We start from the raw sequence: 11,766 nt of genomic DNA on the forward strand, positions 1-11,766 counted from the left end.
TCTCATGATTTAATCATCTCATATTTCTCTTGAATTTTCCACCTAATTTTCATCTAAAATGTTATCTAAAATGTTATCCACAGCGGTTTCCGCAAGCTGTTTCCTATATAACAAGAAATTTACTAAGATTTTATTACTTAGTGGTATCAAATTTCTATGTAAAATAAAACTAATAAAGAACTGCCAAAAATCTCTAGACAGAATCGAAAAAAGATTGGATGAATTTCATGATAATGCTATATTTATTGCTAAAAATTATAAGGTGGTTCTAAGAGTTGTAATTATTAATACAGCTCAACTCACAGTCTTTTATGTTATACCATACCTCATATACAGAAGCTTCAATTTAGAGTCTGCTAGTGTTTGGAATATGTTAGCAGCACAAACCTTAGTAATGTTGATAGTATCTATAACTCCTCTTCCGGGTGGAGCAGGAGGTGCAGAGGGTGGATTCATATTGCTTTCCAAGATGTTTTTTAAAGAAAACATCTTACCAGGCGTCCTGCTTTGGAGAATAATAACTTATTACTCTTGTATTCTTATAGGATCATTGTTTGTAATACACCTGCCAAGGAATTCTAATTCTTATAAACCTTAGTTATACTATAATGGATATATATATCCATTATAGTATAAAAGCGATGATTACTTTTATGAAACATTTTTGTGTAAACAGATATAAATTAATATTACTTGGCAATAATTAAGATAAGTTAGTTATTAAAGATTGTACGAGGGGGAATATTTTTATGTCTAACATTTCGAAGGAAATTTTAAGAAATCATATAAACTATCAAAAATTTATATGTTCAGCTCAGGTTTTAACGGGTATAAATGATAGCGTCAAAAATGTCATTGCAGAGCCATCAGAAACAGAGATGGATTTACAACTTGGACATGACAAGTATAATATATATGAAAAACAAACTCCAAACAGTAGAGATGTTTATTCTAAAAATACTGTAGAATCTGAACTTGGAACAGACTGGTGGGTTGTAAAGGACGAATCAAATTGTTTCATTATAATGCGTTAGAATTTCAATTTAAAACTGAATGTAACTATAGAATAAAGTGAAGGCACATAAATATATCTATGTGCCTATTTATATAAAACACACGTTTATCTTATCAACTTACTTGTTTATATTGCAAAAATTATCAACATTATTGAATTTTGGATTTAACTCTTTAAAATATTCTCTCACGACATCTGCTATAATCATTGTTATAATACAAACAAATTTACATGTAATTAACTAAGGGGGTAATCTGTTAATGAAAAAAATTTTTAAATTAGCTCTTTGTGGAATACTTTTATTTAGCATTGGATTTGGTGTAACCATTTATGGACGAAAACTAATTAATAATAAAAGTATTAGTGAATCTAAGGCAAAACAAACTACAGTTCAAAAGAAAGTAGCTCAAAAAATTACTGAGATATCAAATGCAGCTGCAAAAAAAAGAGATGAAACTAAAGCACAACAAACTATAGTTCAAAAAAACGTACATTCAAATGTAAAGACATCAGCGTTTGATTATGATACTGGAATAACTTATGATCAATTAGCAAGCCTCCCAGATCAATTTATTGGTTGTGGTGTTCATATTGATAATGGAGATGTGTTAGAAATATCTCGTGCTGGAAAAATGCTAACTTTAAAACTTGCAATAGATTCTGATATTATTGATAAATATTTATTAGTAGTATGTAAATCTAGTGTGGCGCCTTCAAACATATCTGATGGTGATGGAATTAATATTAAAGGTATATCTAAGGGACATGCTAATTACACAGATACATCAAGTGGTAGTATTCTTAGTTTACCAGAAATATCTGCAGACAAAATAATCGAAAACAAATAGTGAAAATTGTCATACAATTCTCGGTATGTACAAACTAATACAACATTCTTGAACAATTATATTGTTTATTTTTTTATACTACTATGAATAATTATTTGAACTCTCAGTGATATAATTAAATGTGTAATATAATTAAGAATGGAAGAAAAATCATATGAAGAACTGGCGCAGAATATTAGTGTATTGTATAGGCATTGTAATACTATCATTAGGAATTATATTAAATACAAAGACGGGGCTCGGAGTATCCCCAATTATATCTATTCCATATAGTATATCTAAAATTTGGAAAGTAAATTTAGGCAATGCCACTGCATGCATATATATATTATGTGTAGCTGGTCAAATGGTACTTCGAGGAAAAAAGTTTCGTGCCTTCGATTTATTACAAATTCCTATGAGTATTGTAATAAGCCGAATTATTAATCTTTTTAATAATATAATTATCATAAATTGTAACAATTTAGCATTGAATCTGATTTTGCTTATAGTAGCAATTACGCTTACTGGAATTGGAGTGGTTATGACGATTGAAATGAAAATTGTTCCAAATGCAGCGGATGGTCTTACACAGGCTTTTTCAGAACGATTAAACATAGATCTTGGACTGGCAAAGAATATTGTAGACATATCTAGTGTTGCAATTACGCTCATAATTGGACTCCTATTTGCTAGACGAATTATAGGAATTGGCATAGGGACTGTAATAGCTGTTCTTGGAATTGGACGTGCTATTGCTTTAGTTAATATATTAATTAAAGATAAAATGATTGCACTAGTTAATAACTAAGTATTAAAAAAAGACTGCTAACATAATTTTTATGTTAGCAGTCTTTAAATATTAATTAACTATATTTTGTCATTTGCCCTTGAAATTGCGTTTTCAAGTATATTGAGTCCTGCATTTAATTGTTCATCTGTAATACACAGTGGCATTAAGCAACGAAGAGTGTTTCCTCTAACGCCACAATTTAATATGACTAAGCCATTATCGTTACAATCTTTAATTATTGATTTTACTTCTTTTGAAGCTGGTTCTTTTGTTACTCTATCAGTAACAAACTCAACACCCATCATTGCCCCAAGGCCTCGAACATCTCCAATAATTTTATATTTTTCCTTCATCTTATTAAATCTGTTCATAGTTATTTCTGCAATATGCATTGATTTAGCAGCATAATTATCTCTTTCCATAATTTCAATAACTTTTAAAGCTGAAACACATGCTATTGGGTTTCCAGCAAACGTTCCACCAATTCCACCAGCTTGAGAGGCATCCATAATTTCAGCTTTACCTGTTACTGCACTTAGTGGCATTCCAGCTGCAATTGATTTTGCACTAGTTATTATATCAGCATATAATCCATTGTCTGCCCAATACTCACTAGCAAACATTCTCCCAGTTCTACAGTATCCTGATTGTACTTCGTCACATACTAATAATATACCACTTTCATCACATATACGTCTTAGTTCTCTTACATATTCAATAGGTGTTGGAAGGAATCCCCCTTCACCTTGAAGTGGTTCAATAACTACTGCTGCAACATCTTCTACATTTATTTTCTCTAAGAAGAAATTCTTTAACTTTTCAATATAGTAATTCATTGCATTTTCTTCTGATACGCCAGCTGGTCTACGGTAAATATAAGGAAATTCTGCCTGATGCACTCCTGGAGCGAAAGGTCCAAACCCAAGTTTATATGGTTTTATTGTACTTGTCATAGCCATAGTTAAAGCTGTTCTTCCATGAAATCCACCTGTAAAAGTAACTATTTCTGTTCTTCCTGTATATTTACGAGCAATTTTTACGGCATTTTCAACAGCTTCAGATCCACTGTTTACAAACATTGTTTTCTTTTTGTAATTTCCTGGGACAATACTGTTTAACTTTTCCGCTAAACGTACATAAGATTCATACTGCACAACATTTATACTTGAGTGAAAAAATTTAGAAACTTGCTCTTTTACAACTTCTATAACTTCTGGATTACTATAACCAATATTTAAAACTCCAATTCCACCAACAAAATCCAACATAATATTTCCATCTACATCTTCAAACATTGCACCTTCTCCTCTTTTAATAAAAGTAGGTACTCCAGACGATACTCCAACTGGTACATTTTCCTCTCTAAGTTTTAATAATTCCTTTGCTTTTGGTCCTGGTATTGCAGTTGTTATTTTTGGTAAACTAGTTCTTAATTCTGTCATAATAAATTCCTCCTCGATTATATTTAAATATATGAATATTAATTTCAGATAATTATTTTTTAAAACCACATATTTTTAAAAGATATATTTCTTATACATCTAATTTAGTATTTTTATTGTTACTCAAAATCTCTCCAACAATTTCTTTTCTTGCATATAGCTCACCAAATATTAAAAGTTCTCTTTCTTTCAAAGTAACATTTGGATACGCCTTTTGAGTCATTAAGGATAATATAATACCAAGCACTGCCCAGAAAAGAATCATACCCCATTCATAAGGCCAAACAAGTCCTCCTGATGAAAATGGAAGATATAGACATATAAATGATACAGATATAGTAATTGCTCCATATCCTATAAACTTATCATGTTTAACTTTAAAAGGTCTTTCTAAATTTGGTTCTTGCTTTCTAAGCATTACGAAAGCTAAGCAAACAAACAAATATGTTACAACAACTCCAAAAGAACTTGCATTAACAAACCAAACTAATGCATTCTTCCCTAATAAAGGAGCTAGTTCGCATATAATTCCTATAAGAATTATTGCTGCATACGGACTTTGTGTTTTAGGATTTACTTTACCAAAAATCGGTGGAAGCATTTTAGCTCTTCCCATTGCAAATAAAACTCTTGCACCACCAATAATAAATCCATTCCAACTAGTTAAAATACCACATAAAGCACCTAAAATTATAACCTTACCCATTATCGGATTTCCAAACATAAAAGCTGCCGCATCCGCAACAGGAACTGCTCCGTTAAGTCTAGTATTTGTTGGTGCTGCTAGAGCAATACCAATACACATTGCCACATACCAGAATCCAGCCAATAAAATTGAAAAAATAAGAATTTTACCTATTTGTTTTTTAGGAATGTTCATTTCTTCTGCCGATTGTGGAATAACATCAAATCCGACATACATGGCAGGAACCATTAAAAGAACTGCAAAGATTCCTTTTCCACTCTTAACTGCATCTCCCATGAACTTCGGATCTCCTATGCTAAATCCACCTATTATGAAAATCAGTCCAACTAAAGTTAGACCAATAGTAGCTACATTCTGAAATAAAACTGCACCTTTTCCACCTCTCAGGTTTATTATAATTAAAATTAGTCCTACAATCATACCTATCGCAGACCAAGATGCATAAACATCATAACCAGCAATAGTCCATAAATATCCCAGCTGTGGTATTGGAATTATATAGTTAACAGCAGTTGAGATAGCAATTTCTTCCCATGCTGCAACTCCTACGTAAGCAAAGCATGTACACCATATAGTTATCCATCCGAGCTTATACCCCATAGCTCTATATGCAAATACCAATCCTCCACCAGCACATGGCAATGCAGGAGTTAACTCCGCATAACACAGTCCTACAAATATGCACATTACTCCACCAATTAAAAATGCAATAACTGCTCCTAACCATCCGGCTTGTTCTACCCAGTATCCAGATAACATTACCCAGCCCCATCCAATCATTGCTCCAAAAGCTAATGCTAATATGTCACCTTTAGAGTAGACCTTTTCCAGACTTTCACGTTTTTCACTCATGAGTTCCCCCCCTTATTATGTATGATAATATTTTGTTTAGTTTCATAATTTACCTGGCAATTGATATAAATTTGTATATATCTCAATCATTTCTTCTCTTGATAATTCTACGTAGTTATTTACTAACAATCTTTGTTGTGACTCTATAACACTATCAGTAAATAATTCTATTTCTTCCTTCTTCATACCAAATTCCTTTAATGGTTTTTTCATCAATAATTTATTTAATACATTTTCCATTTCTGTGTAAACATCCTCACCTTTGTTAAGGTTTAATATGTTTGATAAAAGTGTATTTATTTCCTTTATTTTTCCATTTGGATTCTTTTTATTGTACATCTTAAATACTTCAGTAAATAATTGATAGTTTGCTTCTCCATGTGCTACATGATAAACTCCGCCTAAAGGATATGACATAGCATGAACTGCACCAACTCCAGCATTTGCAAAAGCAATTCCAGCATAATTACTGGCGGTTGAAAAATCTTTTAATAAATTTTGGCGGTAATCCTCGCCTTTTTCTATAATTTCCATGTAGCCTTTCATAATCATTTCTATAGCTTTAACTGAAAACATTTCTGTATATACACTAGCCTTAGGAGATACAAAAGATTCAATAGCATGAATTAACGCATCTATAGAGCTCGAAACAAAGAATTTAAAAGGTAACCCTTTAATTAGTTCTGGAATAAGTACTGCTTGATTTGCAAACAGCTCATCAGTCGCTAAGCCCATTTTTGTATGTTTGGATTTTATTTCTGCAATTGAAATATTAGTTACCTCACTCCCAGTTCCACAAGTCGTAGGTATAATTATTAATTCTTTGTCTCTTATAAATGGCACTTTTTTCTCAAATAAATCCAAACAATTCTTTACATCCTTAAAAACCATTAATTTAGATATATCTATAACAGTTCCACCACCTATACCTACAATTCTCTTGATTTTTTTATTAGGCATAGCTGCAATAATTTCGTTGATCATCTCATCTGAAGGTTCACCAACACCATATTTTTCTTGAAAAATAAAGTCTGCTTTTAAATTCAAGCTTTTCATATATGGTTCATAAATAAATTTTTGAGTTAACACTAAGTCACCTTCACCAATTTTAAACTCATCTGCAAAGTCTTTAAAATTATTAAAAGTATGAATCTGAGGTACTAATTGAAAGTTTTTCATAACATCCTACCTTCCTTTTAATCATATTTATTTTGACTGAAATTCACATTTAAATATATTTTCAAGCACCTGTATAAATTCATTTTTAAAGTTAGGATGTAAAATATTTATAATAGCTCTAATCCTATCCTTTAAATTTTTATTTTGATAATGTACATTAATCGTTAATAAAAATTTTAGAAATATCACTCAACATGATCACGTTCTTTATATAATACCATTGAAATAAGTAACAATGTATAATCTAGAATATAAGTTATATTGTAATGCTAACTTTCAAAAAATTCAAGTTGTATTTTGCTAATAATTCATTTATTTGATAATTGTGATAAATAAATTGTAATAAAAAATATATTGAATAATTGATTATATTCCCGTATGTCTTATTATTAAGCTAAAATCAGTACTCTATCATATCTTTATTATGTTTTTAATAACTTGTCATATTTTTTATATAGTAAAAAAACAGAATTAAATTATTTTTCAAGGTTTATTTTATGGGCGTATGTCATAAAGGTTTATGCAATATATTATTAGGTGAATTAAGAAATAAAAACAAAGCTAATAATTATAATCTACTTAATAAAGTTAACCTCAATTATGTATTAATTAATTTATATTAAGTATAATATGCCTATTTTTAGCGTAACATAACTTTAACTAGTCATTTACATAAATATGCAACTATGTTAATCTGAATATATTTGAAATACAAACGAAAGAAGTAATTAATTAATATGGAAACAAGAATAGAATTTAATTCAATTAGACATATGAAAGTTACAATGGATGCTTATTATTGTGTTCAAACATTAGAACTCATAATACAAAAATGAAACTTTATTAATATTTGAAAAAGCCTCGCATTTGATTACACTTTTGAAAAAAAACAAAACTCTTTATACCTTCTTATTTCTTCTAATTTGAAGTTAAACTGCTGGTTATCTATAGTCTATACAATTTATTAGAAAAAAAATTTTTTTACCAAATTACTATATTTTAAGTTATAATATATCTAAGTCATAACGATAGAATAATGTGGAATATGGTGGAAATAAATATGAATAAAAATTTATAGGTACCACTTCAATTAAAAAACTCAATATATAAGGAGTTCTTGTTAAATGAATAAGAAATTAATCTTAGGTGCAATGTTAACAGCAATTTTGTTTGCAACACCTATAAAAAATGCATACGCTGATTCATATAAGAGTGTTACTATAGGATATGATTTGACAACTCAACAGAAAGAAGACATGTTAAAGTATTTTGATGTAGACAGAAATAGTGCGGGTGTTGTTGAAGTTACATCTAATGAGGAGAAGAAATATCTAGGAGATACCGTATCTAAAGATCAATTAGGTAATAAATCGATATCATGTTCCTATATTGAGCCAACAAGTACTGGTGGTTTAGTAGTAAATACAAACAATGTAACCTGGGTAAACGCTAGTATGATAAAAAACGCTCTAATTACAGCAGGAATTGAAAATGCTAACGTTAAAGTTTCTGCACCATTCACCGTATCAGGTACTGCAGCTATGACTGGTATACTAAAAGGATTTGAGAATAGTAAAGACGGTAAGAAATTAGATGAAAGTACAAAGAAAACAGCTAATGACGAGGTCGCAGTTACAGGCAAACTAGGTGAAAAAATTGGACAAGATAAAGCTGCTGGATTAATTAATGAAGTAAAGAGTGAAGTTATAAAAGATAAACCCAAGAATGAGGCGGGCATAACAAAAATAGTAAATAATGTAACAAATAATTACAATTATAATCTCTCTAAAAATGATTTAAATAATATTGTTGGATTAATGGCAAATGTAAATAAATTAAACTTGGATTACAGCAAAGTAAAAGGGCAGCTTGATGGTGTCGCTAGTACAATGAAAAAAACATTAGATAGTGATAAGACTAAAAGTTGGTTCGCAGGTGTGTGTGCTTCTATTGGAGATTTTTTCAAAGGAATATCAGATAGTTTATAACTATAAATGAGATAATCATAGAAAGTATACGTTAATCGGTAAAATAATAAATGAGAATCATAAGTCATATATGACTTATGATTCTCATTTATTGCTGCTATTGTATCTCTCAATTGCATTAACCTTAAATTCAATAAAATAGATATTATTTTTTTAAACCATAACAAAACCCCGTTAATTAGACACAACTCTTTACTTTTGTATCTAATTAAGGGGGGTATAATTCAGTTTATGCAATCAGAAACTTTGATTTTCTATATATACTTTCTTGTAATTACACAAATTTTTCATCAACCTTTTGACAATTCATCATTCCCTTGTTCATTATAAGTTTCTTTCCACTCTTTGTTAGCATAGGGTGTAAACTCAGTTGCAACCTTAGTAATCTTTTCATGAAAATCATTGTCATTAAGCATTGCTTCACCAGCTGCGTCTGTTGGTTTAGCCCCAACCTTTTCGCATACGTTTTTTATTACATTAGGATTATCTATCATCATACATGGTCTTAACATGTTTTTGTTATATGGCTGAATGTGTCTTAGTTCCTTAAAGAAAGGGTTCCTAAAAGCATCAATTAATGGTCTTCCCTTTAAATTAACTGTCGAGAAATGTGCAAATACACATGGTTCTACATCCTCTTTTGAATTAACATGGAAGAAATATTTACCAGCAATACATCCGCCTATCTGAGGAGCGTCATTAAAGAAATCAATTGTAAAGTATGGTTTTGTAGTTCTTATTTCATTGGCTCTTCTTCCAAGTCTTATTCTCTGCTCTGGTGTAAGCATCATACCAAACTGTGGATGTGCACTTATTGGCATAAATAAGAAATACCAACTTAATTTTGAGCCTTTTTCAATTAGCATATCAGTAAATTCATCAGATAATACATCTTCAATATTAGTTCTTGTAACACATGTTGAAACTCCGAATAAAATTCCTCTTTCTTTAAGTAGATCCATTGCATGCATAACTTTTTCATAAGTACCTAATCCTCTTCTTGCTTCGGTATCTTTTTTTAATCCTTCAATTGATAGCATTGGGACTACATTTCCACATTTTTTCAACCTATCAGCAATTTTATCAGTTATAAGAATACCACTAGTAAATGGTGAGAACATCACGTCATCATATTTCTCATAAATATCTAATAAATAATCATTGTAGAAAGGTTCTCCACCAAGCACTATTATCCAGTATATTCCTAAATTTCTTGCCTCTTTAATTAATCTCTCGACTTCTTCTGGTGGAATATCAGCATCTTTACTATAATTAGCTGCATAACATCCAACACAGTGCAAAGGACATCTCATAGATGGACTAATTAACATAACAAATGGTATCTTTGTATATTCGTCAGTCAAGTACTTTTGACGTTTAGCCTTAGCATACCAATTTGCATTCACAAAGAAATTAATAACCATTTTTTTAAGGCACTTTGTATCGGTAGTAGTTAATATATTTTGTATGTAATCATATGTAGTTGGATTGTTTTTATAATAATTATAAACAAACTCTATTTGTTTTAATTGATCTTCATCCTTTACTAGTTTTCTTATAGCATCAAAAATTTTGTCAACATTTCTTTCTGGATTTTTTTCTAGATAAGCAATCATAATTTCCATAATTTTAGATTTTACGCCCTTTTCTAAAAAATTCATAGTACTCATATTAATTCATCCAATTAAAAAAATTTATTTTTATAAATTATATTGCTATTTAATAAGATAATAATATAAATCAATTATCGTATTTTTTACATATTTTTTAATGTTAAATATTACAAATATTATTTTTAATTATATATTCTTCCTTATTTCTATTTTTATTTATAGGTATCTAACATTATTAAGTTATACTAGATATTGAACTTATACGATACGAACCGTTTAGTAATTATCATGACAATTTTACACTATTTTGTCAATAAAACAAGTTTTTTAATACATTATACAACTGTGATTGTGCTTTTGTCTATTTAATTGACATATTAATAATTATTTTTCATTTTTTAAAACTCATTAGGAGTGGTCTAAATATATGGATTATACTCCTCATTTATCGCTACTATTGAATCTCTCAATTCCCTTAACCTTAAATTCAATAAAATAGATATTATTTTTTTAAACCATAACAAAACCCCCTTAATTTTCGTGTCTAATTAAGAGGGTATAGTTAACTATAGGGTACTTATAAACATTAGTTAGTTGAGTCGTTTACTTATGTAATGAACCTTATACTCAAATTTATAATGATATTTAACAATTATTGTCTATCAATCTCAATTGTAGGGAACTTCAAATTTTTATATTTGCTGAATTTTTCTTTAACGGTTGCTAATTTTTCATCTGTGTAAAAGCCACCTTGTGTATGAGCAATTTCTTTTAAATGATGTTCTCTGCCTTCAACTGTAGTACGATCACGACTTAATCCATCTTTTGCAATAACAAATTTCCATTTACCATTTTCTGTTTTTTCTAAGTCTCCACCAGCTCCACAAACTTGACATTCAATTGGAAAGTGTAACCCATCCCATTGAACTTCTCCCAAACTCAATGAATTAGAATGGCAATTTGGACACCAACCCATATTTTCATCGCCTAACCACGTTCTTTTTTCTACTGTAGTATTTAATGATTTCATAACATTATTGCCAATTTTTTCAGCACGTTTTATCATATCATCATGTAATAAACATTGTTTTGGAGCTGGCACACGTGTAGCTAAATACATATCAATAATTTTAAAATCATTTGTAAAACAAGTTGCCTGCATAGCTTCTAATGCCATAGACTGCCATGAACGAGTAGAACCTCCCACAGCAATTAAAGCACCAACTCTATCTTTATGTTCAATTGTAGACTTGTAGTTTAATATATCCTGATAATATAAGTGATTTGCAAATTTAAGTAACCTTTAAAATATAAAAAGGATAAATGAATGTGTTAATTAAATTTAACATTC

The 11,766-nt window shown here is 29.7% G+C and carries 9 protein-coding genes and 1 pseudogene; 5 read left to right on the forward strand and 5 right to left on the reverse strand.

What is annotated here, in order from left to right; genetic code table 11:
- The first annotated feature begins 58 nt into the window (after nt 1-58).
- From KPL38_RS15350 to KPL38_RS15365, 4 genes are all read left to right on the forward strand, one after another.
- Nucleotides 59-598 carry a flippase-like domain-containing protein gene (locus KPL38_RS15350; RefSeq protein WP_216290032.1) on the forward strand — a complete coding sequence of 180 codons (540 nt, stop codon included), beginning with the start codon at nt 59-61 and terminating at the stop codon, nt 596-598.
- A gap of 151 nt (nt 599-749) precedes the next feature.
- Complete coding sequence (locus KPL38_RS15355) at nt 750-1,034, forward strand: hypothetical protein (RefSeq protein ID WP_216290034.1); 285 nt, start codon at nt 750-752, stop codon at nt 1,032-1,034.
- 241 nt (nt 1,035-1,275) lie between these two features.
- Entirely contained in the window at nt 1,276-1,863 is a 588-nt protein-coding gene (locus KPL38_RS15360) for a hypothetical protein (RefSeq protein WP_216290035.1), read from the forward strand.
- A gap of 154 nt (nt 1,864-2,017) precedes the next feature.
- Nucleotides 2,018-2,653, forward strand: a complete 636-nt coding sequence (locus KPL38_RS15365) for a DUF6198 family protein (RefSeq protein ID WP_216290037.1) — start codon at nt 2,018-2,020, stop codon at nt 2,651-2,653.
- A 59-nt stretch (nt 2,654-2,712) separates the two neighbouring features.
- Here the strand turns inward: KPL38_RS15365 and gabT are convergent, their stop codons facing one another.
- The 3 genes from gabT to KPL38_RS15380 form a co-directional block, all read right to left on the reverse strand.
- Entirely contained in the window at nt 2,713-4,077 is a 1,365-nt protein-coding gene (gene gabT / locus KPL38_RS15370; protein WP_216290038.1) for a 4-aminobutyrate--2-oxoglutarate transaminase, read from the reverse strand.
- A gap of 91 nt (nt 4,078-4,168) precedes the next feature.
- A complete protein-coding gene (locus KPL38_RS15375; RefSeq protein WP_216290039.1) occupies nt 4,169-5,635 on the reverse strand; it encodes an APC family permease in 1,467 nt (488 codons plus the stop codon).
- 42 nt (nt 5,636-5,677) lie between these two features.
- Nucleotides 5,678-6,814, reverse strand: coding sequence for a 4-hydroxybutyrate dehydrogenase (locus KPL38_RS15380; protein ID WP_216290040.1), 1,137 nt, complete (start codon nt 6,812-6,814; stop codon nt 5,678-5,680).
- A gap of 1,124 nt (nt 6,815-7,938) precedes the next feature.
- Between KPL38_RS15380 and KPL38_RS15385 the strand changes: the two genes are divergently transcribed.
- Nucleotides 7,939-8,802 (forward strand): DUF1002 domain-containing protein, encoded by an 864-nt coding sequence (locus KPL38_RS15385; protein ID WP_216290042.1) that lies wholly within the window; start codon nt 7,939-7,941, stop codon nt 8,800-8,802.
- 290 nt (nt 8,803-9,092) lie between these two features.
- Here KPL38_RS15385 and KPL38_RS15390 read toward each other — a convergent pair whose 3' ends face one another.
- The gene (locus KPL38_RS15390; protein WP_216290043.1) at nt 9,093-10,472 is read right to left on the reverse strand and encodes a radical SAM/SPASM domain-containing protein; all 1,380 of its coding nucleotides are present in this window, start codon (nt 10,470-10,472) and stop codon (nt 9,093-9,095) included.
- Between the two features lie 595 nt (nt 10,473-11,067).
- A pseudogene (locus tag KPL38_RS15395) lies at nt 11,068-11,661 on the reverse strand (flavodoxin family protein); the annotation flags it as partial.
- Nucleotides 11,662-11,766: the final 105 nt, after the last annotated feature.

Source organism: Clostridium psychrophilum, assembly GCF_018861705.1.
Lineage (GTDB): Bacteria > Bacillota > Clostridia > Clostridiales > Clostridiaceae > Clostridium_AD > Clostridium_AD psychrophilum.